This is a genomic window from Cyanobium sp. Cruz-8D1, assembly GCF_024345975.1.
Classification (GTDB): domain Bacteria; phylum Cyanobacteriota; class Cyanobacteriia; order PCC-6307; family Cyanobiaceae; genus Cyanobium.
This window is the reverse complement of record NZ_JAGQCD010000028.1, coordinates 16927-43306: the sequence shown is the minus strand read 5'-3', so window position 1 is coordinate 43306 and position 26380 is coordinate 16927. Positions and strand designations below refer to the sequence as shown.

Annotated in this window: 26 protein-coding genes and 1 pseudogene; 14 read left to right on the top strand and 13 right to left on the bottom strand. The window is 68.1% G+C overall.

Features of this window, described 5'->3' with window-relative positions; translation table 11 throughout:
• The first annotated feature begins 374 nt into the window (after nt 1-374).
• Both KBZ33_RS15390 and KBZ33_RS21875 read left to right on the top strand, forming a co-directional pair.
• Nucleotides 375-1820: an IS5 family transposase gene (locus KBZ33_RS15390; protein WP_261362481.1), complete on the top strand. Its 1446-nt coding sequence runs from the start codon at nt 375-377 to the stop codon at nt 1818-1820.
• A gap of 274 nt (nt 1821-2094) precedes the next feature.
• Nucleotides 2095-2289 (top strand): annotated as a pseudogene (locus KBZ33_RS21875) (PAS domain S-box protein); the annotation flags it as partial.
• Between the two features lie 25 nt (nt 2290-2314).
• Here the strand turns inward: KBZ33_RS21875 and KBZ33_RS15385 are convergent.
• A complete protein-coding gene (locus KBZ33_RS15385) occupies nt 2315-3049 on the bottom strand; it encodes a Mo-dependent nitrogenase C-terminal domain-containing protein (RefSeq protein WP_254954409.1) in 735 nt (244 codons plus the stop codon).
• A 98-nt stretch (nt 3050-3147) separates the two neighbouring features.
• On the opposite strand from KBZ33_RS15385, the gene KBZ33_RS15380 reads away from it, so the two are divergent.
• From KBZ33_RS15380 to KBZ33_RS15365, 4 genes are read left to right on the top strand one after another with little or no spacing between them, the layout of a single operon-like run.
• Nucleotides 3148-3738, top strand: a complete 591-nt coding sequence (locus KBZ33_RS15380; protein ID WP_254954408.1) for a TetR/AcrR family transcriptional regulator — start codon at nt 3148-3150, stop codon at nt 3736-3738.
• The gene (locus KBZ33_RS15375; RefSeq protein ID WP_254954407.1) at nt 3735-4946 is read left to right on the top strand and encodes an efflux RND transporter periplasmic adaptor subunit; all 1212 of its coding nucleotides are present in this window, start codon (nt 3735-3737) and stop codon (nt 4944-4946) included. The genes KBZ33_RS15380 and KBZ33_RS15375 overlap by 4 nt, the downstream gene beginning before the upstream one ends.
• The gene (locus KBZ33_RS15370; protein WP_254954406.1) at nt 4943-6088 is read left to right on the top strand and encodes an ABC transporter permease; all 1146 of its coding nucleotides are present in this window, start codon (nt 4943-4945) and stop codon (nt 6086-6088) included. The genes KBZ33_RS15375 and KBZ33_RS15370 overlap by 4 nt, the downstream gene beginning before the upstream one ends.
• Nucleotides 6085-6867 (top strand): ABC transporter ATP-binding protein, encoded by a 783-nt coding sequence (locus KBZ33_RS15365; protein WP_254954405.1) that lies wholly within the window; start codon nt 6085-6087, stop codon nt 6865-6867. Before KBZ33_RS15370 ends, KBZ33_RS15365 begins: the two co-directional genes overlap by 4 nt.
• Here KBZ33_RS15365 and KBZ33_RS15360 read toward each other — a convergent pair.
• Nucleotides 6804-7835: a magnesium transporter CorA family protein gene (locus tag KBZ33_RS15360; RefSeq protein WP_254954404.1), complete on the bottom strand. Its 1032-nt coding sequence runs from the start codon at nt 7833-7835 to the stop codon at nt 6804-6806. The genes KBZ33_RS15365 and KBZ33_RS15360 overlap by 64 nt on opposite strands.
• Nucleotides 7836-7930: 95 nt before the next feature.
• On the opposite strand from KBZ33_RS15360, the gene KBZ33_RS15355 reads away from it, so the two are divergent.
• Nucleotides 7931-8110: a DUF2256 domain-containing protein gene (locus KBZ33_RS15355; RefSeq protein ID WP_254954403.1), complete on the top strand. Its 180-nt coding sequence runs from the start codon at nt 7931-7933 to the stop codon at nt 8108-8110.
• Nucleotides 8111-8630: 520 nt separating this feature from the next.
• Here the strand turns inward: KBZ33_RS15355 and KBZ33_RS15350 are convergent.
• Genes KBZ33_RS15350 through lysA form a run of 7 tightly spaced genes read right to left on the bottom strand, consistent with a single transcriptional unit; the run spans nt 8631 to nt 15131 of the window.
• Nucleotides 8631-9131 carry a hypothetical protein gene (locus KBZ33_RS15350; protein ID WP_254954402.1) on the bottom strand — a complete coding sequence of 167 codons (501 nt, stop codon included), beginning with the start codon at nt 9129-9131 and terminating at the stop codon, nt 8631-8633.
• Nucleotides 9125-10129: a DUF952 domain-containing protein gene (locus tag KBZ33_RS15345; protein ID WP_254954401.1), complete on the bottom strand. Its 1005-nt coding sequence runs from the start codon at nt 10127-10129 to the stop codon at nt 9125-9127. The genes KBZ33_RS15350 and KBZ33_RS15345 overlap by 7 nt, the downstream gene beginning before the upstream one ends.
• Nucleotides 10130-10133: 4 nt before the next feature.
• Nucleotides 10134-11078, bottom strand: a complete 945-nt coding sequence (locus KBZ33_RS15340; RefSeq protein WP_254954412.1) for a rhodanese-related sulfurtransferase — start codon at nt 11076-11078, stop codon at nt 10134-10136.
• Complete coding sequence (gene bioB / locus KBZ33_RS15335; RefSeq protein WP_254954400.1) at nt 11075-12058, bottom strand: biotin synthase BioB; 984 nt, start codon at nt 12056-12058, stop codon at nt 11075-11077. Before bioB ends, KBZ33_RS15340 begins: the two co-directional genes overlap by 4 nt.
• Entirely contained in the window at nt 12055-12855 is an 801-nt protein-coding gene (locus KBZ33_RS15330; protein WP_254954399.1) for an isoprenyl transferase, read from the bottom strand. Before KBZ33_RS15330 ends, bioB begins: the two co-directional genes overlap by 4 nt.
• Nucleotides 12852-13667: a diadenylate cyclase CdaA gene (cdaA, locus tag KBZ33_RS15325; RefSeq protein ID WP_254954398.1), complete on the bottom strand. Its 816-nt coding sequence runs from the start codon at nt 13665-13667 to the stop codon at nt 12852-12854. Before cdaA ends, KBZ33_RS15330 begins: the two co-directional genes overlap by 4 nt.
• Nucleotides 13668-13715: 48 nt before the next feature.
• Entirely contained in the window at nt 13716-15131 is a 1416-nt protein-coding gene (gene lysA, locus KBZ33_RS15320; RefSeq protein WP_254954397.1) for a diaminopimelate decarboxylase, read from the bottom strand.
• 62 nt (nt 15132-15193) lie between these two features.
• Between lysA and KBZ33_RS15315 the strand changes: the two genes are divergently transcribed.
• The 5 genes from KBZ33_RS15315 (at nt 15194) to KBZ33_RS15295 (ending at nt 20960) form a co-directional block, all read left to right on the top strand.
• On the top strand, nt 15194-15658 hold the full coding sequence (locus KBZ33_RS15315; RefSeq protein WP_254954396.1) for a GNAT family N-acetyltransferase: 465 nt from the start codon (nt 15194-15196) through the stop codon (nt 15656-15658).
• Nucleotides 15659-15835: 177 nt separating this feature from the next.
• Nucleotides 15836-18397 carry an ATP-dependent Clp protease ATP-binding subunit gene (locus tag KBZ33_RS15310; protein WP_254954395.1) on the top strand — a complete coding sequence of 854 codons (2562 nt, stop codon included), beginning with the start codon at nt 15836-15838 and terminating at the stop codon, nt 18395-18397.
• Between the two features lie 54 nt (nt 18398-18451).
• Nucleotides 18452-19555, top strand: a complete 1104-nt coding sequence (locus KBZ33_RS15305) for an iron-containing alcohol dehydrogenase family protein (RefSeq protein WP_254954394.1) — start codon at nt 18452-18454, stop codon at nt 19553-19555.
• On the top strand, nt 19552-20436 hold the full coding sequence (locus KBZ33_RS15300; protein WP_254954392.1) for an alpha/beta fold hydrolase: 885 nt from the start codon (nt 19552-19554) through the stop codon (nt 20434-20436). Before KBZ33_RS15305 ends, KBZ33_RS15300 begins: the two co-directional genes overlap by 4 nt.
• Nucleotides 20437-20498: 62 nt before the next feature.
• Nucleotides 20499-20960: a DUF1499 domain-containing protein gene (locus KBZ33_RS15295; protein ID WP_254954391.1), complete on the top strand. Its 462-nt coding sequence runs from the start codon at nt 20499-20501 to the stop codon at nt 20958-20960.
• Here the strand turns inward: KBZ33_RS15295 and KBZ33_RS21635 are convergent.
• On the bottom strand, nt 20911-22443 hold the full coding sequence (locus KBZ33_RS21635) for an NAD(P)-binding protein (RefSeq protein ID WP_315859213.1): 1533 nt from the start codon (nt 22441-22443) through the stop codon (nt 20911-20913). The two genes, KBZ33_RS15295 and KBZ33_RS21635, sit on opposite strands and share 50 nt — an antisense overlap.
• Nucleotides 22444-22449: 6 nt before the next feature.
• Between KBZ33_RS21635 and KBZ33_RS15280 the strand changes: the two genes are divergently transcribed.
• Together KBZ33_RS15280 and KBZ33_RS15275 are read left to right on the top strand one after the other, a co-directional pair.
• Nucleotides 22450-22761, top strand: coding sequence for a hypothetical protein (locus KBZ33_RS15280; RefSeq protein WP_254954390.1), 312 nt, complete (start codon nt 22450-22452; stop codon nt 22759-22761).
• 33 nt (nt 22762-22794) lie between these two features.
• Nucleotides 22795-23475, top strand: a complete 681-nt coding sequence (locus tag KBZ33_RS15275; protein WP_254954389.1) for a DUF2993 domain-containing protein — start codon at nt 22795-22797, stop codon at nt 23473-23475.
• 19 nt (nt 23476-23494) lie between these two features.
• Here KBZ33_RS15275 and KBZ33_RS15270 read toward each other — a convergent pair whose 3' ends face one another.
• Genes KBZ33_RS15270 through KBZ33_RS15260 form a run of 3 tightly spaced genes read right to left on the bottom strand, consistent with a single transcriptional unit; the run spans nt 23495 to nt 26377 of the window.
• Complete coding sequence (locus tag KBZ33_RS15270; RefSeq protein ID WP_254954388.1) at nt 23495-24400, bottom strand: phosphatidate cytidylyltransferase; 906 nt, start codon at nt 24398-24400, stop codon at nt 23495-23497.
• Nucleotides 24401-24410: 10 nt separating this feature from the next.
• Nucleotides 24411-25010 carry a precorrin-6Y C5,15-methyltransferase subunit CbiT gene (gene cbiT / locus KBZ33_RS15265; RefSeq protein ID WP_254954410.1) on the bottom strand — a complete coding sequence of 200 codons (600 nt, stop codon included), beginning with the start codon at nt 25008-25010 and terminating at the stop codon, nt 24411-24413.
• 5 nt (nt 25011-25015) lie between these two features.
• On the bottom strand, nt 25016-26377 hold the full coding sequence (locus tag KBZ33_RS15260) for an aminotransferase class I/II-fold pyridoxal phosphate-dependent enzyme (RefSeq protein WP_254954387.1): 1362 nt from the start codon (nt 26375-26377) through the stop codon (nt 25016-25018).
• Between the last annotated feature and the right edge of the window lie 3 nt (nt 26378-26380).

Sequence of the window (26380 nt, the reverse complement as noted above, 5' to 3'; positions counted from 1 at the left end):
GCGGACCAATGGCTTCCGCTCCATCAGAGCTGGATTGATGGCCGTGGCCCACGACATCAACAGGATGCTCGGCTGGAGCGGGATCCAGACGCTGGAAAGGGATTAACAAGACTTTCAGTCGGCCCTGGGGTAACCCGCCTACGTAATTGACGCGACCCACCTACGTAGGGCTTGCTGAGGAACCCAGATCAACTGCAGCGCAGCTGGTTCCAGTCAGAGTCTCACGCTAGAATGCGCGCACATCAGCCATTTGTGGGCTAGAAGAATTCGCTGACCTGTAAATGTACGTCTTTCAGCACAACGGCCAGCTATCCATTGAGGAGTTTCATGCCCCCTTTGGCGGCAAGCTGGATCCGAACAATCGCTGAGTTGCGCTGGCCAGCATCATCCCTTGGGATCCTCTGGAAAGCCGCTACGCACCATTATTCAGCGCCACTACTGGTGCACCGGCCAAGCCATTCCGGATGGCCTTTGGTGCGTTGTATATCCAGCAGCGGCTTGGCGTAACGGATCGGGAGACTGTTGAGCTGATTACGGAATCACCCTATCTGCAATTCTTCATCGGTCTGAGTGGCTATCAGTTCACGCACCCGTTCGACGCCTCGATGATGGTGCACTTCCGGAAACGGATTGGCCCTGATCTAATCAAGATCTGCAATGACATGACAAAGGCGAGTGGTATCGCGTTGGTCAAACAGCTTCTATCGTCGCTTCCAGAAGAAGAATGCACTGAGGGCGAAAACAAGGAACTCGCGGCCATCGAGTCAGAGCTGGGTGAGCCCCCCTTTTCGCATGACCCCAGCAAAAACTGGGGCACGCTGATGCTTGATGCCACCTGTGTTCCTGATGATATTCCCTATCCGGTGGATCTAAGGTTACTCAACGAAGCCCGTGAAACCACGGAACTGGTCATTGATGTCCTTTTCAAGCAGGTGTCCGACAAAGTAAATCGGAAGCCCCGCTGCAATCGTGATAAGGCAAGGAATCTATTCCTCGCGATCATCAAGAAGAAAAGGCCCAGGAAGCCTGAGATTCGCGAAGCCAAGAGGTTCCAACTCAATGAGATCAGGCGCAACTTAGCTGCAATAGACACCCTGATCCATTCTGGCGCAGTGCTTCTTGAGCTTGGCAGCCATCTGTATCGCAAGCTGCTTGTCAGCAGCGAAGTGTACCGTCAGCAGCAGGAAATGTACGATGCTGATAGCTGCCGCACTGCCAACAGGATCGTTAACCTAGCCAAACCGCACGTGCGTCCCATCGTCAGGGGCAAGGCGGGCAAGAAGACCGAGTTTGGAGCCAAGATATCAATCTCAGATGACAATGGGTTTGTCGATCTGGATCGCATTAGCTGGGACAATTATAATGAAGCAAATGACCTGATTCGGCGAGTTGAGCAGTACAAGCAAGAACGAGGCTATTTCCCAGAGCGTGTATGTGCAGATGCTATTTACATCACAGCTGAAAACAAGAGGTATTGCACCGAGCATCATATCCGGCTCAGTGGCAGGGGGAGAAGCAAGCGCGTGGCCAGTCCTACGGAATCACCTGAGCAGCAGGATCTGTTCAAGTCCGACCTGAGAAAAAGATCCGTGATCGAAGGACGGATCGGCACAAGCAAGCGCAAGTATGGCCTAGATCTGATCATGACCAAGTTGGTTGAGACATCCAGATCCGTGATCGGGATGGCACTATTTGTGATGAATGCAGAGAAAATCCTAAGGCTACTGCGCCTTTTATTTGCTTTGTTTGTGTGTGTTTACATGATGTTCGCCAGTATGACCACTAGAGAGCGGCATGTGAAGCGTCTTGCCTGCAATTAGTCGCCATCTGAAGTTCTAGTCGTCCCTCATGCCGACGCTCATACTGTAAGAGCTGCAGAACGACCTGGCGTGACTTGGGAAATTTCAGCAAGCCCTACGTAGTTGACACCGGGCACTTCAGGAACTTCATTCAAAGTCAGAGACCAACATTGCCCGTGATTAGATCCTGGCCAGCGATGGCACGGTTCACTGGACGGAAACCCACGCCAGTCCATTCTACAATTCCTCTGGTTGCCTTGAGGATTGCGTTGGCCATTTCCTGATTGTTGATGCCATGGTCGAAACCGAAACACAGCTACGGCAAAGCGAGGAGCGTTATCGATTGCTGGCGGAGAATGCCCGTGATTTGATCTGGACCATGGAGCCCAATGGTGCTATCAGCTACATCAGTCCTTCCATTCTTGAGCTGCGTGGCTTCACCCCTGAGGAGGCTGCCACCCAGCCCCAGGAGCAGATTCACCCACCAGATTCACTGGCCTGTTCCCAGGCCTATTTCAGCCAGCTGTTGTCCGATGTCGAAGCAGGGCGCCGGCCTGACCTTTCCGGTCCGAGTTGGAGTACGACTGCAAGGACGGCGCGTCCCCGCCTTCCTCCAAGCGGCAAAGGCAGCGGAATCGCAGTGCCATCAGTTGTTCGTAGAGCGGGTTGATCTTGCACATCGGCGGGATGTGCACCAGTTTCCAGCCGAACAGCTTGACGTCGCGCTCGAAGGGACACTGGGCGGGGATCAGCCGCACCAGGAAACGGGCCACCTCCGGATCGGAAGGATCGAGGCCATCCATCCAGTGCCGGACAGCATCGAGGCGCCCAGGGTGCTGATGGGTGTCGCAGCGGACGTCGCTGCTGCCGTCGCGGCTCGTCGGGATCTTGAGCAGGTCTTCGATCAAGGTCTGACCGACCTGAAGCAGCTCACTCCAGTGCTGCAGCCATTCGCATTCGATCGCGCTGAGATGGCCATCGGCCAGGGCCACCAGCACAGCGGAGCGCAGGAACTCCTCCGCGGTGGGCGTACCGACCCCGAAGCGGTGGATCAGGGCCCCGTCGCCGGGATGGCGCAGGTCGTCAAGGCCCAGGCCGGGGAGGTCCAGGGACAGCTGCTCCGCCAGTAGCCGTTCCTCAGCGGGGGAGAAATCGCCGTCGGCCAGGGCCAGCTGGTGCAGCGCAGCGAGCCACAGGCGTCGTCGCGCGGCCGTGGCGTCCAGGCCGTCGATGGCAGCAGGGTGGACCATGGGAGGTGGCAGGCCGATGCAAGGAACTCGCCACATCTATTTTGTGCTGGCCACGGCCGCCGGGTCGTGTAGAACAGAGTGAGTTAGCACTCACTTACTTGCCCCGTGCCGTTGCCGCTCCTGCCGACCAGCGCCGCCAGCAGGCCATTGAGTCCCTGCTGGCGCTGGCCTGGGAGCGGGCGCCCAGCAGCATTCGCACCGCCGAGATCGCCGAGCGGATGGGGGTGACCCAGCCCGCCCTGTTTCGCCATTTCCCTACCAAGGAGGCCCTCTGGCAAGTGGCGCTGGAGCACATCACCAGCCTCAGCTGGCAGCGGATCGAGGCGCTGAACCAATGCTGGCCTAAGGAGAACGGCCCGTCCTGCTCCCTGGTGGCGGCGTTGTTGCGCAGCCATGCCGCGTTGGTGAGTGAGCGGCCGGGCGTGGCGCGTCTGTTGCTACATGAGCTGCAGAACCCAACTCCCAGCCAGACTCGGGCGGTGGTGGAACGCTTCCTGGCTCGCTTCCGTGCCCTGCTGGCCCAGCGGCTGAAGCCGCTACCGGACCCCGAGCTGCTGGCCAATGTCCTGCTGGCCCAGCTCCAGGGCCTCGTGTTGCAGGGACTCCTGGCCGGGGATCTGACGCCGCTGCCGCGCCAGCTTGATGCCGTCCTGCCGCTGCTGCTTCCAGGCTTGGTCGAGGGCCCATGACGTCCCAACGCCCCGCAACGCGGCACCGCCGTCCCTGGTGGCTGGCCCTGGCCGGCGCTGCACTGCTGGTGGTGGCGCTCAGCCAGCGGGTCGGGCCCCTGGCCCCGGAGGTTCTGGAGGTGGCCCGGCCCGAGCGCTTGCCGATGCAACCGGGCCTGGTGGGCATCGGCCGGGTGGAGGCACGCCGCACCCACCAGCTCAGCAGTGTGGTTTCGGCCCGTCTGCTCTCCCTGGCGGTGGGCACCGGCGACCGGGTGCAGCAGGGGCAGCTGCTCGGTCTGCTGGATCCAGTCGATCTGCCGCAACGGCTGTCAGCCGCCCGGGCGGTCTTGCAGGCCAGCCGCCAGCAGAGCGCCGCCGCCGCCGCCCAGTGGCGCCAGACGCAGGCCACCCTCACCTATGTGGCCAGCAACACGGCTCGCTTCGAACGGCTCGCCGCCCAGGGCGCCGTCAGTGACGACGCCCTCCTGGAGCGACGCCAGAGCCTGGCCCAGGCCAGGGCGGGCGTGGCCACCACCGCGGCCCTGCACCAGGCGGCCCGCTCGGCGGAACGGCAGGCGGCGGCGGACCTGGCGGCCCTGGAGGCCCAGCGCCAGAGCCTGCGCCTGGTGGCACCGGCCGATGGCCTGGTGTTGCGCCGTCTGGTGGATCCCGGCAGCACCGTGGTGCCTGGTCAGGTGGTGCTCGAGATCGCCGACCCTGGCCAGTTCTGGATCGATGTCCGCTTTGATCAGCGCCAGGCCACCGGTCTGGCTCCAGGGCAGCCGGCAACGGTGGAATTCCGCCGCCTGCAGGGCCAACGGGTGGCCGGGGTGGTCGAACGCATCGAACCCACCGCCGACAGCCTGACCGAAGACATGCGTGCCAAAGTGCGTCTGATGCCCGGGGCCCTGGCGGCCGCGGGGCTGACAGTCTCGCTGGGGGAGCTGGCCGAAGTGCGCGTCGCGCTGCCGGCCGCCAACGATGCCCTGGCGATTCCGGCCCAGAGCCTGCGGCGTCGCAGGGATGATCTGGGGGTCTGGCTGGCCGGCGATGGCGGCCTGGTGTTTGCCCCCCTGCGCCTCGGCCGCCACGACGCTGAAGGCCGGGTGGAAGTGCTGGGTGGCCTGGAGCCGGGGGCGAGGCTGCTGCTGCAGCCCCCCGCCGATCCTGCCGGCCTGCGGCGCTATCGGCTGCAGACCACCAGCAGGCAGGAGGCGACACCGTGATCAACCTGGCCTGGCCGGACAGCCGCCACAACTGGGGCAAGTTGCTGATCACCGGCTGCGGGCTGGGGCTGCTGGTGGGTGTGACGGTGTCGATGGCCGGGGTCTATCGCGGCATGGTGGAGGATGCCGAGGTCCTGATCGGGGGCAGCGGCGCCGACCTCTGGGTGGTGGAGCAGCACACCCTCGGCCCCTTCGCCGAGGCCTCGCGGATCGACGACGATCTCCATCGCAGCATCCGCCAGTTGCCGGGGGTGCGACGGGCCATCAACGGCAGCTTCCAGACCCTGCTGATCCAGCGCCCCGGCCGCAGCCTGCGGGTGTTGGTGGCTGGCGTGGAGGTCGGGGTGCCCGGTGGCCTGGGCCAACCGCCCGGGCTGGTGGCGGGTCGGTCGCTGCTGCGCGACCGCGATGAGCTGCTGGCCGACCCCGGTACGGGACTGCAGCTGGGGGAGGTGGTGCCGATCCGTCGCAAGCGTTTCACCGTGGTCGGTCTCACCACCCGCATGGTGTCCCCCACCGGCGACCCGATGCTGTTCGTGCCCTTCCGTGATGGCCAGGATCTCCAGTTCCTGCCCGGCAATGAGGCGATCGCCCGCCAGCGTCGACGCCGCGATCGACCCGTCGAGCGTCAGGCGCTCACCAATGCGGTGCTGGTGCAGCTTGAACCCACCGCCCGGCCGGAGCTGGTGGCAGCGGAGATCGAACGCTGGCTGGGGCTCACGGCCTACACCCGCCCGGCGATGCAGGCGGCGATGGTGGGCAAGTTGATCGAGGCCTCTGCCCGCCAGATCGGCCTGTTTCTGGTGATCCTCACGCTGGTCACCACCACCATGATCGGCTTCATCGTCTTCACCCTGACCCAGGGGAAGCTGCGCGAGATCGCCGTGCTCAAGCTGATCGGCATGCCCAGCCGCCTGATCGCCTGGATGATCGTGCAGCAGGCGGTGGCGCTCGGCCTGTTCGCCTTCGTGCTGGGAACGTCTCTTGCCACCGTGATGGCGCCGCGCTTTCCCCGCCACGTGGTGCTGCAGCGCCGTGACCTGATTGCCGCGGCCGTGGTGGCCCTGGCCAGCAGCAGCCTGGCCAGCCTGGTGGGGGTAAAGGCGGCCCTGGGGGTGGATCCGGCGGAGGCGATCCAGTGATCAGCAGCGCGCCACCGCCTCCACAGCCAGAGCGACCCGCCGGTATCGTTGTCAGCGGTCTGCGCAAGACCTTCGGCAGCGGCAGCGCCGCCGTCACCGCCCTGCGGGATGTGCAGATGCGGGTGGAGCCCGGGGAGGTGGTGGGGCTGGTGGGCCCTTCGGGATCGGGGAAGAGCACCCTGCTCAAGTGCCTCGGGGCCGTGCTGACGCCCTCCGGGGGGCACATGGAACTGGGAGGGCAGCTTGTGTTCGACGGGGATCATTGGCTGCATCCCGACCTCACCCGCCTGCGGCGGGAGCAGATCGGCTTCATCTTCCAGTCGCCTTACCTGCTGCCCTTCCTCTCGGTGCGAGACAACGTCGCCCTGCTGGCGATGCTGCTGGGCCGTTCCAATCAGGAGGCCCGCGCCGCTGCCGACCAGCTGCTGGCCGATCTCGATGTGGCCCACCGCGCCGACGCCATGCCCAACCGGCTCTCCGGTGGGGAACAGCAGCGGGTAGCGATCGCCAGGGCCCTGATCAACCGGCCGCCGATCCTGCTGGCGGATGAGCCCACCGCCCCCCTCGACAGCCCTCGGGCGATGGCGGTGATGGATCTGCTGGAGCGGCTCGCCGGCCAGATGGGCACGAGCGTGATCGTGGTCACCCACGACGAGAAGATCCTGCCCCGCCTGCAGAGGATCTATGTGGTGCGCGATGGGGTCGTGGGCGAAGGTCAACGGGAACGGGTTCGCGACGCACCGGTTCGCTTCCGGTCCAGGCGGTTGAGAAACACATAACTGACAAAGCCGATCACCACCATGGCGAGCATGAAGGCCGGATAGGACACACGCCAGTTTCTGGGGCCGGTGATCATCGTCCACTCGGACATGCCGCCAATGCCCGCCAGCAATGTCAGCGGCATGAAGATCGTTGTGATCAGCGTCAAGCGCCTTACGGTGGCATTGGTTTCGTTGGCTGCTTTGGCCATTTGGTTGTTGAGCATCGACAGATACATCTCCATCAGGCTGGTCACGATGTCCCGGTACGACTCGGTGACCTCATAAAATCGAACCAGATGGTCATAGATGTCGCGGTAGTGATAGATCGTCTGTTCTGAGATCAGTGGATAATCCCGCCGGCAGATCTTGCTGAGGATCTCGCGTTCGTGAAACAGGCTCTTGCGCAGCCGCAACAGGTAGCGTCGAAACCGGATCAGTTCAGCCGGCTTGAAACTCGCGGGATCGGCAATCAGGGCTCCTTCCACACGATCCAGCTCATCTTCCAGCGCCTCAATGGCCACAAACTTCTGATCGACGACGTGGTCAAGGATCAGATGCATGAGGTGAGACGGGCCTTGGCGGGTCTCTTCGATGCCCCTCGCTACAATCTGCTCGACCCCGTCGAGGTAGGAGTGATGGCTGGAATCAACATGACTGATGCTGATCAGAAATCGCTTGCCGAGGAACAGGTTGATCTCACCGACGTCCAGGACGCCATGATCGTATTGAAACGTGTTGAAGAGAATGAAGGTGTTGTCGGGGAAATCGTCGATCTTGGGAATCTGATTATCATCAAAACAATCTTCGATCGATAGGGCGTGCAGGCCGAGCAGCCCAACAAGCTCTGTCAGGTCTTCCTTGGTGGCCTGGCGGTAATGCAACCAGGCAAAGCCATCCACTTCGGTGGCGGCGACAGCCGCCACGGCCGATGCAACGCGCTGCGCCGGGCCATCGCGGCCGATCTGATAAAAGCAGGCGTCAGGCACGTCGACGGGGATGGATGGCTGACAAAAGAGTAGGTGGGTCGTGCCACGGCAACGCCTTCGGTTTTGTCAAGCTGGCGGTTCTGCTTCGTCACCGGATGCCCCATCACGTTGACCGCCCCACCAAGATCTGCCCGGTCTGCGGACGACCGTTCCAGTGGCGCAAAAAGTGGAAGGATGTCTGGGAGGAGGTGCGGTATTGCTCGGAGCGCTGCCGCCGCAACCGCAACGGTGCGCTCCCGGATCGTTCTGGCGAGCGTTCGTTCATCAAAGGATGAGATTGGACGGCGAAAATAGGACTGGATCCCTCAGCATCACTTCAAAGTCACTCTTGTCATTGCCGTCGGTGTCTCCTTGAAGAAGCGAGCGGAGCGTGGCCGTGTAAGCATTCGCTGCAAAGGAGAAGTTTGGGCTTGGCTTGTCCGCACTTGGATCGGCATTCGTAGATCCGCAGTCCCACACATTCCAGTGTTGGGCGAAATAACTGTTACTCCCTGGGTTGGGCCACATGTGCCCCTAAACCGCCATTCATGGCGTTCCATGCGGTGTTGATGGAGAAGTCGAAGCCAAAGGCCGGATAGGTCTGCTTGGGATCCAGCCTGGGGAACATTCGGCGCCCAGAAGGCCTGTTGTCCATGGCCATGTTGTTCTGACCTTGGGAGAGCGCGTTGCTCTGAGCGGGTGGGAGCGGCTGAACGGCGAAGCCCGGCCCGACGACGTAGGAAAGATTGCTGCCCGACTGATTGTTGACGGTCAGGGTGGCGGTATCTGCGGTTCAGCGGGGCTGCACCGGTGCTGTCAGCGGATGCACCCCAGCCACCGCTGGCTGCGACGCAGGCCTTCGTTGCAGTCGCCCTGCATCAGCAAACCTGCCCCACCCCAGAGCAGCCGGGGGGCCAGATCCAGCGGGCCGCCGCCCAGCTCCCTCAGGGGCGTGAAGCCGAGCCGCCGGAAGTAGCGCCGCAGGCGCTGGTGCTGGCGTTCCCCGTCGCGGATCGCCAGCAACCGGGCCGAGCTGCAGGGGGTGGCCTCCAGGGCCCAGGCAAAGGTGGCCGCCCAGATCAGCGGCCCCACGGCTTCGCTGCGCTCCCCCTGCACCCGCAGCGTGTCGAGACGCAGGCCATCGGCCAGGGGCAGGCACCAGCCCTTGAGCTCCCCCAGCAGCAGCGGTGGCTGCTCCGCCCGCGGCCGGGCCACCGCCACCCTCAGCCCCCGCACCCCCGCCAGCCTTCGGACCTGCAGCCGCAACAGCAGTCCGTGGCCCCTGGCCCGCTCCTCCATTTCGGCCAGGCTCAGCATGGCTCGGCCGCGAGTACCGCCTCCAGCCGCAACGGACCGTGGATATGGGGGAAGCATTCGCCCGTGTCCGGAGCCGGCTCCCAGCGCAGTGGTGCCGTCAGGCGATCGGGGTCGATGGTCAGCAGCAGCACCTCCCCCGCATCGGCATAGAAGCGCCGATAGGTGGCCTCCACCTGTTCGGCTCCGCTGGCATGGATGAAGCCCACGTCCTGCAGGGATTGGCCGCGGGTCGAGCGTTCGTACACCCCTGCGGTCTGGCCCTGGCGCCATTCGCCCGCCAGGGCCAGGTGGTAGATCCAGCGGCGGGAGCGCCAGGCTCGCCGCGGCGCCCAGGACCCGGCCATCACCGCCGCCAGTTCCGGCCCCTGCAGGAAACGTTGCAGCCAGTCCTGGAGCGGAGCCAGGTCGTTCCGCCGATCAAAGCCCTCCACATCGGCCAGCCGGAACTGGCGCACGAAGGGCAGCACGGCCACATCGGCCAGGGACGGCCGCTCCCCCACCAGCCAGCCGCCGGGCTCCAGGGCGGCGCTCCAGCCCCGCAGGATCTCCAGCGCGGCGCCGCGATGCAACTCCGGGTCGTCGCCGGGGTGGCGATGGGCGTACTTGAAGCGATCCAGATGGTGCTTGAACACCCCATCGTTCTGCTCGATCAGGGCGGCGATCCTGGCCCGCTCGCCGGCGGCGGCGGCGCTGTCGCCGCTGCGGCGCAGGTTGTCCGGATCGTGCAACACCAGGGCCCAGGCCATCACCGCCAGGCTTTCGGGCCACACACACTCGCCTCCCCCAGCCGCACTTCCGGCTTCGGCTGGCAGCACCAGCACCGGCACGGTGGCTTTGGCGGAAGCTGCGAGCAGCTCAGGCGGCTTGCGGCCCAGGTGCACCTCCCGCAGCTCCAGATCCAGCCCCGGCTCCAGCCCCGCCGCCGCCAGGGCCAGCCGCGCCCGGATCGCGTAGGGGCAGCGGCGAAAGCTGTACAGGATCGGCAGGTTGGCCGCCATCCGCTCAACCGCCGGTGGGGGGCATCGCCCGGCCGATGTGGGGCTCGCCGCAGGCCTCGGCCCGCCGCATCTGCCGCTGGCGCTCGGCGAAGCGCTCCCGGTCGGCGGCTGTGAACCGATGGATGCAGTGGCGGCAGCTCACCCCCGCCACGTAGCTCTCCAGCTCCAGGTCGGCAGGGGCCAGGGGCAGGCCGCAGGCGTGGCACACGTGGTAACTCCCCGGCCGCAGCTGGTGGTTCAGGGCCACCCGCTGATCGAACACATAGCACTCCCCCTGCCAGCGGCTCTCGGTTTCCGGCACCCGCTCGAGGTAGTTGAGGATGCCGCCCTGCAGCTGCAGCACGTTTTCGAACCCCTGGGCCAGCAGGTAGGCGGTGGCTTTCTCGCAGCGGATGCCGCCGGTGCAGAACAGGGCCAGCCGCTGGGGGTGCGTCTCGGCCAGCAGCGGCCTGAGCCGCTGCTCCACCCAGGCGGGAAAATCGCTGAAGTTGTCGGTGCCTGGGTCGATGGCGCCTTCAAAGCTGCCCAGGGCCACCTCGTAGTGGTTGCGGGTGTCGATGGTCAGGGTGCCGGGATCGCCCAGCAGGGCGTTCCAGTGCTCGGGGGGAACCGGAACCCCCGTGCCCAGCGACGGTTGCGCCGAGGGCTCGGCCATGGTCACGATCTCCGCCTTGAGGCGCACCTTGAAGCGGTGGAACACCCGCCCCTCGGCCTCGCTGCGCTTCACTTCCAGGTTTGCCAGGCGCGGGTCGGCCTGCAGCAGCTCCAGCAGCGCGGCCACGCTGGAGGCCGATCCAGCGACCGTGCCGTTGATGCCCTCGCTGGCCAGCAGGATGGTGCCCAGCAGACCGGTCTCGCTCCCCAGCGCCAGCAGCCTGGTTTGCCAATCGGGCAGTTCCTCACTGGCCAGGGGGACGAACCGGTAGAACGCGGCGACCTGCACCCTCAGCGGCCGGCGGCGGCGGCGAGCGGCTGGCCCTCGAGCTGCACCACCTTGACCCCGGCGGCCCGCAGCAGCTCCTGGTCGCTGGCCAACGCGGGGTTGGAGGTGGTGAGCAGGGTGTCGCCGTAGAAGATCGAATCGGCGCCCGCCAGCAGACAGAGGATCTGGGCCTCGCGCCCCAGCTGTTCACGCCCCGCACTGAGCCGCACCCGGCTGTGGGGCATGAGGATGCGGGCGGTGGCCACCATCCGCAACAGTTCCAGGGGGTCGACCGTTGGCCGCTGCTCCAGTGGGGTGCCCTCCACCGCCACCAGGGCGTTGATCGGCACGCTCTCGGGGTGGGGATCCAGGCAGGCCAGCACCTGCAGCAGCCCGGCCCGGTCGTCCTGGGTCTCGCCCATGCCGATGATGCCGCCACAGCAGAGATCGATGCCGGCGCCCCGCACCCGCTGCAGGGTGTCGAGGCGCTCCTGGTAGGTGCGGGTGGAGATGATCCGGCCGTAGTGCTCGGGGCTGGTGTCGAGGTTGTGGTTGTAGGCGGTGAGCCCCGCCTCCGCCAGCCGGGCCGCCTGGTCGCCTGTGAGCATGCCGGCCGTGACACAGGCCTCCAGACCCAGCTCCCGCACGCCCCGCACCATGGCGAGCATCGCCTCGAACGGCGCCCCATCGCGGATCTCCCGCCAGGCCCAGCCCATGCAGAAGCGATGGGCTCCGGCGTCCCGGGCCTGGCGGGCGCGCTCCAGCACCGCTGCCACCGCCAGCTGCGGTCGTCCGCCCACGTCGCTGGGGTGGTGCATCGACTGGGGGCAGTAGGCGCAGTCCTCCTCGCAGCCTCCCGTCTTGACGCTCAGCAGCGAGGCCAGCTGCACGTGGTAGCCGGGGTTGGCGTTGCGGTGGACGCCCTGGGCCTGCCACAGCAGATCCATCAGGGGCAGCTCGAGCAGGGCCTGGATCTCCTGGCGGGACCAGTCGTGGCGCAGGGTCATGGGGCGTTCTCCACACCGTTCTGGACGCCACTCTGGACGCCACCGAAGCGGCGCTGGCGCCCCTGATAATCGAGCAGCGCCGCCAGCAGGGCCCCGGTGTCGAAGTCGGGCCAGAGCACCTCGGTGATATGCAGCTCCGCGTAGGCCAGCTGCCAGAGCAGGAAGTTGCTGATGCGCTGCTCGCCGCTGGTGCGGATCAGCAGGTCGGGGTCGGCATCGCCGGCCGTGAACAGCTCTGAGGCGAACAGGTCCTCGTTGATGCTGGTCGGATCGAGGTCGCCCCGGGCGGCCTGCTCGGCGAGACGGCGGGCCGCCCGCACCAGTTCGCTGCGGCCGCCGTAGTTGGTGCAGACGTTGAAATGGATGCCGCTGTTGGCGGCGGTGCGTTCGGTGGCGTCGCTGATCAACTCCTTGAGGCCCTCCGGCAGGGGCTCCAGATCGCCCAGGAAGCGGATGCGCACCTGCTGGCGTTCAAGCGCCTCCAGCTCCCGGGCGAGCACCCGCTCAAACAGGGCCATCAGGAAGGCCACCTCCTCGCCGGGTCGGGTCCAGTTCTCGGTGGAGAACGCATAGGCCGTGAGGGCGCCGATGCCCCAGTCGCTGCAGTGGCGCAGGGTGCGCTTGAGCGTCTCCACCCCGGCCCTGTGACCCATGGCCCTGGGCAGACCGCGCTGGCGGGCCCAACGGCCGTTGCCGTCCATGATCACCGCCACGTGACGGGGCAGCCGAGCCGGATCCAGCTGGGCGGGCAGCTGGTCGGGATCGGACGATGGAGTGGTCGCCAGGGCGCGACTCATCCGCGATGTTCCGGCAGGTCCGCAGCCACGCTACGCCCCGTGGGCGCGGAGGCCAGGGCCTCGCTGAGCAGGTCGTGGAGCCGGCTACTGGTGATCGGCCGCTCCAGCCGGCCCTGGGACGCCAGCGACAGGGTGCCCGTTTCCTCGGAGACAACGATGCAGAAACAGCCGTCGTGGCGCTCGGTCAGCCCCATGGCGGCCAGGTGGCGGGTGCCGTAGCGGTTCAGCCCCTGGCGGGAGAGGGGCAGGATCACACCGGCCGCCACGATGCGGTTTTTCTGGATCAGCATGGCGCCGTCGTGGAGCGGGGTATCGACGGCGAACAGGTTGAGGATCAGGTCGACGGAGAGGTGGGCGTCGATGCGGATGCCGGGGTTGAGGAAGTCTTCGGGGCGCAGATCGCTGCCCAGGTCGAGCACGATCAAGGCCCCACAACGGGCCTGGGAGAGGCGGCCGGCGGCTTCGGTGAGCAGGTTCACCGACCCCGACGCCAGCTGATCACGGCTGCGATCAGCGAACAGCACCCCGAGGCGCCCGGTGCCCAGCAGCTCCATCAGGCGCCGCAATTCCCCCTGCCACAGGATCGCCAGGGCGAGGCTGCAAGCCAGCACCAGGGCGTCCACCAGGCTGCTGGTGAGCGGCAGGTTGGCGTAGCGCTGCACGAACCAGGCCAGCGCCACCAGGAACAGATAGCCCCGCAGCAGCCAAAGGGTGCGCTCTTCCGTGACCCGCCCGAGCAGAAGCAGCCCGAGCAGGGAGGCGAACAGAAGATCGAGCAGCAGGCGGAAATCGATGAGCCGCAGCCAGATCACAACACAACAGATGGGCAGGCCGGTTCAACGGAAAGCCGCCTGACGCTGTCAGGATACCGGCAGGAGTCGGTGCGGCAGAACGTCGTAGCGCAGTAGGTCTTCCGGCTGTTCCCGCCGCTGCACCACATCCGCCACACCGTTGTGGACGAGCACCGCCGCCGGCCGGGGGATGCGGTTGTAGTTCGAGCCCATCGCCGCGTTGTAGGCCCCGGTGGCGAACACGGCGAGCACGTCTCCCGGCGCAGTGACGGGAAGCCGGACGTCGTGCAGCAGCACGTCGCCGGACTCGCAGTGCTTGCCGGCCACGGTCACCACGTCGCTGCCCTCGGCCAGGGGGCGGTCGGCCAGCACGGCCGTGTAAAGGGATTGGTAGGTGATCGGTCGGGGGTTGTCGCTCATGCCGCCATCCACCGACACGTAGGTGCGCAGGCCCGGGATGTCCTTGCGGCTGCCCACCGTGTAGAGGGTCAGGCCGGCCGTGGCCACCAGGGAGCGGCCGGGTTCGCACAGCAGCCGTGGCAGCTCCAACTGGCGCTGGCTGCAGGCTTCCGCCACGGCCCCCGCCACCACCCGCACCCACTCCTGGATGCTCGGGGGATCATCCGAGCCCACGTAACGGATGCCGAGGCCGCCGCCGACATTGAGATCGCCGCAGGGGTGGCCCAGGGAGCGGGCCACGACCAGGGCCTCCGCCATCACCGCAGCCAGATCGCGGTGGGGCTCCAGTTCGAAGATCTGGGAGCCGATGTGGGCATGCAGGCCATCCACCCGGGCCCAGGGGCAGCCGGCCAGGTGACGCAGCACCGACTCCAGCTGGTCGGGGTCGAAGCCGAACTTGCTGTCGAGGTGGCCGGTGCGGATGTACTCGTGGGTGTGGCACTCAATGCCCGGTGTGAATCGCACCAGCAGCCGCAGCGGCTGGCTCCGCCCGGCCGCCAGGGCGGAGAGCAGGTCAATGTCATTCCAGTTGTCGAGCACCACGGTGACGCCCCGGTCGATGGCGAGCTGGAGCTCCTCGGCCGACTTGTTGTTGCCGTGGAAGACGATGCGCTCCGCCGGCATACCGCCTTGAAGGGCCGTGAGCAGTTCGCCGGCCGAGACCGCATCGAGGCCCAGCCCCTCGGAGGCCACCAGCGCCGTGATCGCCAGGGAGCTGTTGGCCTTGGAGGCATAGAGGGCCAGGGCTTCGCCCGGGTAATGGGCGGCCAGCGCCTGCCGGTAGGCCCGGCAGGTGGCCCGCAGGGTCTCCTCGTCGAGCACGTAGAGCGGGGTGCCATAGGTCTGGGCCAGATCGCCCAGCGCCATCCCCCCCACCTCCAGTCGGCCGAGGCCGTCGAGCTGGGCGGTGAGCGGGGCCAGGTTGCGGTTGGGGCTGAGGCGATCGCGTCCTTGCTCGAACGGCGCTGCAGCCTCCCCGGCGGCAGGCGCGACCGAATCGGTCGCCGGAGATGCGCTGGTCACCATGACGGCCTGCCCAGGGAAGAGATCAAGATGTCTGATCGTAAGGATCTCCGTGCGCACCGGCTGTGCCGTCCCCGTCATCGCTGCCGTCCCCGACGCTGATCCAGCTGGCCCCAAGCCACGCGGGCGCCTGCCTGGAGCTGGATCGGGCCGCCCTGGGTGGGATCTGGAGCCTGGCCCAGTGGCAGCGGGAACTGGAGGAGGAGGCACGGCCGGGTCTCGGCCTGGCCCAGGGGCCGGACCTGCTGGCCATGGCCTGCGGCTGGCTGGTGGTCGACGAGCTCCACATCACCCTGGTGGCGGTGGCCCCTAGCCACCGCCGTCGGGGACTGGGGCGCAGGATCCTGGAGGCGCTGATGCAGGCCGGGCTGCGCAGCGGCGCCACCCGGGCCACCCTGGAGGTGGCGGCCGGGAACGGGCCCGGGAAGGGGCTCTATGGGGCCCTGGGGTTCCGTACCGCCGGCATCCGTCATGGTTACTACCGCAATGGCGAGGATGCCCTGATCCAATGGGTCAACCTGAAGAGGTGAAAGGGTGCGGATAACCGTAGATATCTATACCTACATCCGATCATTCTCTGCATGTTGATTGTTTTCAGCTTCCCCTGAGCGCTTGCGGCACAAGCGTTTCGCTAAAGAGTGCTCTCGGCCTCCCACTGAGCCCTTCAACCCTGATAGGTTGGGTGCACTTGCATCAGGTCCCGCCCCATGTTCGAGCGGTTTACCGAGAAGGCCATCAAGGTGATCATGCTGGCCCAGGAAGAGGCCCGCCGCCTCGGCCACAACTTCGTCGGCACCGAGCAGATCCTGCTGGGCCTGATCGGCGAGGGCACCGGTGTCGCCGCCAAGGTTCTCAAGTCGATGGGGGTCAACCTCAAAGACGCCCGGGTCGAGGTCGAGAAGATCATCGGCAGGGGTTCCGGCTTCGTTGCCGTCGAGATCCCCTTCACGCCGCGAGCCAAACGGGTACTGGAGTTGTCCCTCGAGGAAGCCCGCCAGCTCGGCCATAACTACATCGGCACTGAGCACCTCCTGCTCGGTCTCATCCGTGAGGGTGAGGGGGTGGCAGCCCGTGTGCTCGAGAACCTCGGCGTCGACCTGGCCAAGGTCCGCACCCAGGTGATCCGCATGCTGGGCGAAACGGCCGAAGTGGCCTCCGGCAGTTCGGGCAAGGGATCCACCAAGACCCCCACCCTCGATGAGTTCGGCAGCAACCTCACCCAGCTGGCCGCCGAGGCCAAGCTTGATCCGGTCGTTGGCCGCCACAACGAGATCGACCGGGTGATCCAGATCCTGGGTCGCCGCACCAAGAACAACCCCGTGTTGATCGGCGAACCCGGCGTCGGCAAGACCGCCATCGCCGAAGGTCTGGCCCAGCGCATCACCCAGGGCGAGATCCCCGACATCCTGGAGGACAAACGGGTTCTCACCCTCGACATCGGCCTGCTGGTGGCCGGCACCAAATACCGCGGTGAGTTTGAGGAGCGCCTCAAGAAGATCATGGAGGAGATCCGCTCCGCCGGGAACGTGATTCTGGTGATCGACGAGGTGCACACCCTGATCGGTGCTGGCGCCGCCGAAGGCGCCATCGATGCCGCCAACATCCTCAAGCCCGCCCTGGCCCGCGGTGAGCTGCAATGCATCGGCGCCACCACCCTCGACGAGTACCGCAAACACATCGAGCGCGATGCGGCCCTCGAGCGCCGCTTCCAGCCGGTGATGGTCGGCGAGCCCTCGGTGATCGACACGATCGAGATCCTCAAGGGGCTGCGGGAGCGCTATGAGCAGCACCACCGCCTCAAGATCAGCGACGAGGCCCTGGTCGCCGCCGCCACCCTGGGCGACCGCTATATCAGCGACCGCTTCCTGCCCGACAAGGCCATCGACCTGATCGATGAGGCAGGCAGCCGCGTGCGGCTGCTCAACTCCAAGCTGCCTCCGGCGGCCAAGGAGGTCGACAAGCAGTTGCGCGGCGTGCAGAAGGAGAAGGAGGACGCCGTCCGCCAGCAGGACTTCAGCAAGGCCGGTGAACTGCGCGACAAGGAAGTTGAATTGCGCGACCAGATTCGCTCGATCCTCCAGGCCCGCCGCGACGACGAACCCGCCAGTTCCCCTGTCCCTGCCGAAACGGGAGGTTCCTCCTTCTCCGGAGTCGCTCCCCCCGATGATGGCGGCGGCACCGATGAAAGCCGCGCTCCTTTGGTCACCGAGGAGGACATCGCCCAGATCGTCGCTTCCTGGACCGGGGTGCCGGTGCAGAAGCTCACCGAGAGCGAGTCGGTGAAGCTGCTCAACATGGAGGAGACCCTCCACCAGCGCCTCATCGGCCAGGACGAGGCCGTCAAGGCCGTGTCCCGGGCCATCCGCCGGGCCCGCGTTGGCCTCAAGAACCCCAACCGACCGATCGCCAGTTTCATCTTCTCCGGCCCCACCGGCGTCGGTAAGACGGAACTCACCAAGGCCCTGGCGGCTTACTTCTTCGGCAGCGAAGACGCCATGATCCGCCTGGACATGAGCGAATTCATGGAGCGCCACACCGTCAGCAAGCTGATCGGTTCGCCTCCTGGCTACGTGGGCTTCAACGAGGGCGGCCAGCTGACGGAAGCCGTTCGCCGTCGTCCCTACACCGTGGTGCTGTTCGACGAGATCGAGAAGGCCCACCCCGATGTGTTCAACCTCCTGCTCCAGCTGCTTGAGGATGGGCGGCTCACCGACTCCAAGGGCCGGACGGTCGACTTCAAGAACACCCTGATCATCATGACCTCGAACATCGGTTCGAAAGTGATCGAGAAAGGCGGTGGTGGTCTGGGCTTCGAGTTCGGCGGCGGCGACGTGGAGGAAACCCAGTACAACCGCATCCGCTCCCTCGTCAACGAAGAGCTCAAGCAGTACTTCCGCCCTGAGTTCCTCAACCGCCTCGACGAAATCATTGTCTTCCGTCAGCTCACCCGCGACGAAGTCAAGCTGATCGCTGAGATCATGTTGAGGGAGGTCTTCGCCCGCATGCAGGACAAGGGGATTGGCATGTCCGTCACCGAGGCCTTCAAGGAGCGTCTCGTCGAAGAGGGCTACAACCCCAGCTACGGCGCCAGGCCCTTGCGTCGTGCCGTGATGCGTCTGCTCGAGGATTCGCTGGCGGAGGAATTCCTCTCCGGCCGGATCAGCGATGGCGATGCCTGTCTGGTGGACGTCGATGACGACAAGCAGGTGGTGATCCGCAAGCAGTCGATCACCCCCCCTCTGCCGGAACTGGCCGGTGCCAGCGCCTGAGTCGACGCAACGCCGATCGGCCGACTTCTACATTTCAATGATAGGTAGTCGGCCATGACGGATTCCCTGCAGACCAACGCCATCGCTCCAGCCGTGGTGCTGCGTGGTGGCGGGGCGTGGTCCGAAGCCCTGCCCCGCGTCGTGGCCCTGGGCCAGCGTCCCTTCCTGCTCGGGCGCAGTGCTTCCACCTACCCGCTGCGCCAGCAGCTACTGGTTGATCTGGAGCGGGCCGGAGCCCAACCGGCGGCCAGCCAAGGGTTGCGCGACTGTTGCGAGGAGGATTTAGGGCCCCTGGCCCAGCAGGCTCGTGCCTCCGGCTGTGACGCCCTGATCGCAGCCGGAGGCGGCAAGGTGCTGGATGCGGGCAAGCTGTTGGCCCATCGCCTCGGTCTGCCCTGCATCACCGTGCCCACCAGTGCCGCCACCTGTGCCGGCTGGACGGCCTTGGCCAACCTTTACACCCCTGACGGGGCCTTCCTGGGCGATGTGGCCCTTGATCGCTGCCCCGATCTGCTCGTCTTCGACCACGACCTGGTGCGGCAGGCGCCGGCGCGCACCCTGGCCAGCGGCATCGCCGATGCGGTGGCCAAGTGGTACGAGGCCTCGGTGAGCAGCGGCTCCAGTGGCGATGGCCTGGTGCAGCAGGCGGTGCAGATGGCCCGCCTGCTGCGGGATCTGCTGCTGCTGGAAGGGGAAGCGGCCGTAGCGGACCCCAGCAGTGAGACCTGGGTGCGGGTGGCTGAGGGTTGCGGCCTCACGGCCGGACTGATCGGCGGCATCGGCGGCGCCCGCTGCCGCACCGTGGCCGCCCATGCCGTCCACAACGGACTCACCCAGCTTGCCGCCACCCACGGCCATCTCCATGGCGAGAAGGTGGGATTCGGGGTGTTGGTGCAGTTGTGGCTGGAGGAGCAGTTGGCGGGCAACCGGCTGGCGGCCCAGGCCCGCCGCCAGTTGCTCCCCTTCTTCCGCCGGCTGGGGCTGCCCACCGATCTCGAGGCCGTGGGGCTCGGCGGGGCCACGCTTGAGGAGCTGCGTCAGGTCTGCCGCTTCGCTTGCCGCGAGGGCTCCGACCTGCACCATCTGCCCTTCACGGTGGCCCCCGAAGACCTGCTGGCCGCCATGGTGGGCGCCACCGCTGACCGGCAGCAGGCGTGAAGGACAGCCCAGACGGCCGCGATCTGGTCGCCGCTGCCGCTGACTCCCTGCTCGACCCGTTGGGTCGCAGCCTGGCCGGCGCCGTGGAGTGGTGGGAGTTGCCCGAGCACCCTGAGCTCTGGCCGGTAGCGGTGCTGGGGCAGGGGCCGCCCCTGCTGCTGCTGCATGGTTTCGACAGTTCCTTCCTGGAGTTCCGCCGCCTCGCCCCCCTGCTGGCGCCAAGCCACCGGCTGCTGATCCCCGACCTGCATGGCTTCGGCTTCTGCCCCAGGCCCGCTGATCGTGATTACACCCCTGAGGCTGTGTTGCGGCACCTGGACGCTTTTCTGGAGGCGTTCGATCGCCAACAGCCTGCCGGCGCCCAGCCGCTGGGCCTGATCGGCGCCTCGATGGGCGGTGCGGTGGCGGTGGCCCTGGCCCGGCGCCACCCCGGGCGCTTTGAGCGGTTACTGCTGCTGGCCCCGGCCGGACTCACCGGCCGCCCCATGCCCCTGCCACCGCTGCTGGATGGGCTGGGGGTGCGCTTCCTGGCCCTGCCGTCGGTGCGCCGCGGCCTCTGCCGCAGCGCCTTTGCCGACCCCGATCGGGACGTCGGCCCGGCGGAGCTGGAGATCGCCTCGCTGCACCTGAGGACGCCCGGCTGGGCCGAGGCCCTGCGCCGTTTCGCCCGCAGCGGCGGCTTCGCCGGCTGCGGCGCTCCGCTGCCCCCCGAGCCCTTGGCGGTGCTCTGGGGCGCCGATGACCGGATCCTGCGCGCCCCGCAGAAACGGGCCGCCCAGGCTCTGTTGGGCTCTCGCATCAGCGAGCTGGCGGAGTGCGGCCACCTGCCCCACATCGACCAGACCGATCGGGTCGCCGCCGCCTGGCGGGCCGGGGGCTGACCAACCCAGCCGCAACCAGCCATCCTGGAGGTCCGGCCCTGCGCCTCGCTCCCCACCCCCCAATGACCACGACCTTGCCGCGCCTGGTGGCCGGCCTGCTGCTCGTCCTGTTGCTGGCGGTGGTGGGGCTGACCCTCCCCGGCCCGGCCCAGGCCTCGCTGCTGCACCTGGAGGGGCCGCAGCCGGAGGACCTCGGCGTTCACGGCGGCTCCCTCTCTCCCTGCGCGGCGCCGGCCCACTGCGCCAGGCTCGACTGGGCCCTCAGCGATCCGGCGGCGGCCCTGAGCGCGCTGGTGCCCGTCCTTGAAACCACCGAGGGGGTGCGGATCGTCGAGCGTGAGGGTGGCTATCTGCACGCCACCGCCACCAGCCGGCTGTTCGGCTTCGTGGACGACCTCGAACTGCAGGCCCTGCCCTCCACCGGCGTGCTGCAGGCCCGCTCCAGCTCACGGCTGGGGGATTCGGACCTGGGCGTCAACGCCCGTCGTCTGGCGGCGCTGCGGCAGGAACTGCCTGACAACTGAAGCTCTCGATGGCACCACGGCGGTGCAGAAAGCGGGGCTGCTGGGGGTCCTCCAGGCTCCACCACCAAAGACCGTCGGTGTAGCTGGGCGGGCCGACATTGTTGGTGCGTGGCAGCTGCAAACGCAGATCGCGCCACGCGAGCAGCACCGTGGCGCCAGGCACCGTGCCGCCGCTGGTGTTGGGGATCCCCGGGGCATCCACGGCGCCGTTGTCGCTGGTGGCGAGGAGCAGGTCGCCTTCGCAGCGGTAAGGGACGACCTCCGCCGCCGCCATTGACGGTCCCCCCAGGGCGAGGCAAAGCAGCAGCACCAGGGCCAGTAGCCGACCCGCCAGGGCCTGGGCGCTGCGCAGGGCCCCCTCGATGCGGCCGAAGCCCGGCCCCTCGATGAAATCGCCGCAGAAAGCCACCCGGCTGGCGGGGCAGACCAAGGCGGCGGTGGGTAGGCCCGGGGCAACGGGGAAGGCGGCCCCCCAGCGCATCAGTTGACGTTGGGCCACCCCCGCCAGGGCTTCGCCGCCGCTGGGCCGCTCCCCGAGCCAGGGCTCCACGGCGCCGGCGACGGCCCCTTCCAAGGCGGTGCAGTCCACGGCGGCGTCGACGCTGACGCCATGGGCCACGACGGCGCAGCGGCCGTCGGTCAGGGGCTGGATCGACAGCCGCCGCAGCCCCCAGCGCCGCTGGGCTTGGCTGTCAAAGCCAAGCAGCCTGAAGGGCAGGGCCAGCCACCGGGCCGCCGTCGTGGGGTCGATCGTCAGCATCAGGTTGGTGCGGGCTGCCGTCTCCATCCTGGCGATGGCAGCGAGGGCAGTCGCGAGGGCCCCATCGCCCAGGCCCTCCGTCGCGCGCTCCAGCGGCAGCTCCGCCCAGCCGAAGCGGTCCATGGCGCGGGGATGGGCCAGCAGGGTGCTCGAGAGCACCAGCCAGTCGGCCTCCCCCAGGGCCGCCCCGGTGGCCTCGGCCAGGCGCCAGCCCCCTTCAGGGCGTACCTCCAGGTGGCGCACCAGGGTGCCGTAGCGGCAACGGAGGCTGTCCGGCGGCCCCTGGGCCTGAGCAAGGGCCAGCAGACCGCGGCAGAGGTCGTCCATGCCCTGGCGGCCCCGATACAAAGAGCCGCGCAGCAGGGGATCTTCCTGGGCCGGCCCCAGTGTCCCCTCGCCCAACAACACCGCCGCCGGCTCCTGCCAGGGCACGATCCAGCCCCCGTCCAGCAGGGGCGCCACCAGTTCCGGTGCGGGGACCTCCAGCAGGTTGAGCAGGGGTGCTCCGTGGTCGAGGCGCCAACCGGCGTCCTGGCGGGAGCGACGGGTGGCGGCCCGGCCGCCCGGACCCCGACCTGCCTCAAACAGGACGATCGATCCCTCCCAGCCGCCGCGCCGCAGCCCGGCGGCCAGGGCACAACCGGCCACCCCGGCGCCGATCACCGCCAGCGATGGCGCGTTTCGGGGTCGCGCCCGACCAGACTCACCCCGGGATCCAGCCATGCCGTGATGACAATGACGCCTGAAGACAAGACAATCCTGGCCGCCTCCGCCCCCTGGCTGGGGGCCCTGCTCAACGTGGTGCCCGGCCTGGGCACCGGTTACATCTACCAGCGCCGCTGGCGGGCCTACTGGATCACCACGGCCCTGGCCACGGGTTGGTTCCTGCTGGGGGCCGTGCTGGGCGGCGCCGGCACCACCGCGGATCTGCAGGCCGCCGATCCCCGCAACCAGCTGATCGGGCTGGGGGGATTGCTGCTGCTGGCGGCGCTCACGGCGGCGGAGGCCTTTCGCGAGGCCCGTCGGGCCCGGAAGGAATGAGAATCGGCTGATCCCTGTGCCCCCTGGTGGCGGATGAGCGACACCCCAGCCGGCGACCGTCCCCCTGAGGCACCGGAACGCGCCGCCGAGGCGGCCTCCGGTGGCCCCGTGATGGCTCTGCTGGCTCGTGGTCTGGAACTCTGGCTGCGGCAGCAGTGCGAGGTCATCGAGCGGCTGGAGATCACCTTGGAGGGTTCGGGGCTGCGGCTGCTGCGGGGCCGGCTGGATGGGGTGCGGCTGCGGGCCCGGCGGGTCGTCTATCAGGCGATGGAGATCGAGGAGGTGGAGCTGCGCTGCGACGGCATCCAGGTGCGCCTGGGGTCCCTGGTGCGGAACCAGGCGGTTCAGCTGGAGCAGCCCTTCCGCATCCAGGGGCAGGTCAGCTTCAGTGCCGACGGCCTCAGCCGTTCGCTCAGCACCCCGGCCTGGCGCGGCCTCGGCGATGGCCTGGCGGACGACCTGCTGGGTCTGACACCCCTGGCGGGGCTGCGCATCCGGGAGGACCGGCTGGTGCTGCGGGCCTTCGCCAGCGGCGATCGCGAGCCGGTGGAGCGGGAGGTGGCGGTGCGGGCCGACGGCGGCACCGTCGAGCTGCGCTGCGCGGAAGGACCCCCCCAGGTCCGGCTGCCGATGGATCCCAACATCCGCATCGAACGGGCCGAGCTCGGTGCCGGCCTGCTGCACCTGGAGGGCGAGGCCCGAGTCTCCCCCTGAGGGCCCCGGAGCTGGAGCCTCAGCCTCGCTGCAGCAGCGGCAGCACCAGGGTCACAAGGGAATACACCACCGCCGGCACGAACAGGTAGCTGTCGATCCGATCCAGGATGCCGCCGTGGCCGGGGATCGCATCACCGGAGTCCTTGAGGCCCGCGTCCCGTTTCATCATCGATTCGGTCAGATCGCCCACCAGGGCAAACAGCGACACCACCGCCCCCAGCACCGCCCCGATCAGCCAGCCCCAGCGCCAGCCCAGCAGCACCCCGCCCACGGCCCCCACCAGCAGGGCGCAGAGCACCCCGCCCAGGGCCCCCTCCACCGTCTTGCCGGGGGAGATCGGCGAGAGAACGTGGCGACCCAGGCGCCGCCCGATCACATAGGAGCCGATGTCGGTGGCCACGATCATCAGGCAGGCCAGCAGGGTGAGGGCCATGCCCGGGCTCCAGGGCCAGCCCAGCCCGTCGAGGGCGGGAGCCAGGGCGGGGTCGGTGAGATCCCGCAGCTTGATCCAGTGGCTGGGCAGAAAGCCCAGATAGAAGAGGCCGAACACCGAGGCGGCGATGTCGGCGATGGTGCCGGTGACCGGCTGGAGCAGCAGCCAGCCGCAGATCACCGCCCCGGAGGCCGGCAGCACGGCCGCCGCCACGTCGCCCGCCATGCCGCCCCCCGGCCAGAGGCTGCCGGCGGCCACCTGGGTGGAGACCAACAGCAGCTGCACCGCCACCAGGGTGGTCTTGGCGGCGGGTCGGATGCCCTTGAACTGGGCCATGCGGAAGAACTCCAGCAGACCCAGGTGCACGATCACCCCCACGGCGACAGTGAACCACCAGCCGCCCAGACCCACCACCACCAGCCCAAAGCCGCCGGCCAGCCAGCCGCTCAGCAGGCGGGAGAGGGAGGTGGCGGTGCGGGGGGCGGGAGGCAAGGGCTGGGACTCAACGCTCGGCGGCAATCACGAACAGCGGTTCGGCGGCGGCCAGCTTGGCCTGGCTGCCGCGGCGCTGCATGCGGTGCACGGTGGCCTGAACCACCTGCACATCGTGGGCCCCCAGCTGGGCGAGGGTGTCGGTGGCCTTCACCAGACCCTCCAGATTGACGGTGCTGATTACCAGCCGTCCGGAGGGCTGCAGGGCTCCCCAGACGGCCCGAAGCACGCCCTCCAGGGGGCGGCCCACCTCCAGCAGCACCCGGTCGGGGTTGGGGGGCAGCAGGGCCAGGCCATCCGGGGCCTCGCCGGCGTGGATGTGCAGGTTGTGGATGCCGAAGCGTTGCCGGTTGCGTTCCAGCAGGTCGATCGCCTCCGGATCCCGCTCCAGGGTGTGCACAGCGCCGGTGGGCATCAGCCGCGCGATCTCCAGGGCCAGGGCACCGGTGCCGCCGCCCACGTCCCAGACAAGCGAATCGGCGCGGGGGCGCAGATGGGCCAGCAGCATCACCCGCAGCTCCAGCGGCGTGGGGCTGAATCCCGGAGCGTCTTCGAAGGCGCTGTCCGGCAGCCCGGGGGTGACGAAATCCCAGTGGAAGGGGTTCGGCAACGGGCTCACGAACCGACCACAACGCTCACCGTATCAGCGATCTGACCGGGCCAGAGGTGCCGTTGACCCAGCAGCCACTGGGCGCGGGCCGGATCGATCCGCTCCCCGGGCACCAGCAGCGGAATCCCCGGCGGGTAGGGACAGATCGGTGCCGCCGCCACCCGGCCGGCGGCCCGCTCCAGGGGAACGGCCTCGGCCGGGCTCCGCCAGGCCACGCCGATCGGCAGCTCCGGTGCCGCCAGCAGTGGCAGGGGTGGCGGCGTGAACGGCGCCAGCGGCTCCCTGCCGAGGGACCGGCGCAGCTCCTGCAGCCGCCGCGGCAGGCGCCGCTCCAGGGCCCGGGGCGGGTTCAGCCCCAGGCAGAAGGTGAGGCTGCCAGGTTCCGGAAGTTCCGCGATCACCCCCCGCCTCAGCAGCCAGGCGTCGGCCTCCAGGCCGTTGATTCCCAGCGGGGCCGTCGCCAGCACCAGCCGCAGGGGATCCCCGTTGGCGACCAGCGGCAGGCCGAGGGCTTCCAAGCGCCGGCTGAGGCGGGCGGCCCTGGTTTCGGCCCGGCGTCGCTGGCGAGCGCCGGCGTCGCTGGCGGCATGCTCCAGGGCCGCGGCGGTCGAGGCCAGCAGCAGGGCGCTGGGGCTGGAGGTCTGCAGCCACAGCAGGGCCCGCTCGATGGCCTCCGGTGCCACCCTTTCGCCCTGGGCCAGCAGGGCGGCGCTCTGGGCCAGGCCTGTGCCGCTCTTCTGCACGGAGAGCACCACCAGATCGGCGCCGGCGGCCAGGGCCTCGCCGCCGCCGTGGGCCTGGTCCACCAGCACCGGCAGGCCCGCCCGGTGGGCCAGGTCCACCAGGGCCGGCAGGTCGGCCACCAGCCCCTGGTAGGTGGGATCCACCAGCACCAGGGCCGCTACGGGCGCGCCTGGCAGGGCGGCGGCCGCCGCCAGCACCAGCTCCAGCCGCTGGGGCTCGGGCGGCCGCCACAGACCGGTGAGCGGATCGCATGGCAGGTCGTACAGGAGTGGCTCGATGTCGCCCAGTACGCAGCCGTGCAGCAGGCTGCGATGCAGGTTGCGGGGCAGCAGCACCCGGGTCCCCGGCGGGCAGAGGGCGAGCAGGGCGGCCTGCAGCAACCCCGAGGCCCCGTTCACTCCAAACCAGCAGCGCTGCGCGCCCAGCAGAGCCGCCGCGCGTCGCTGGGCTTCGGCCACCGTTCCCTCCGGTTCGAGGGGCCCGCCGAAGCCGGGCAGTTCCGGCAGATCCCAGCTCCCCGGCGGCTGGCGCAGGAGCTGGCGCAGGGCGGGGGCCAGGGCCTGGCCCCGGCCGTGGGCCGGCAGGTGCAGGGCCAGCGGCGCTGACCGCCAGAAGGGGCCCATGGA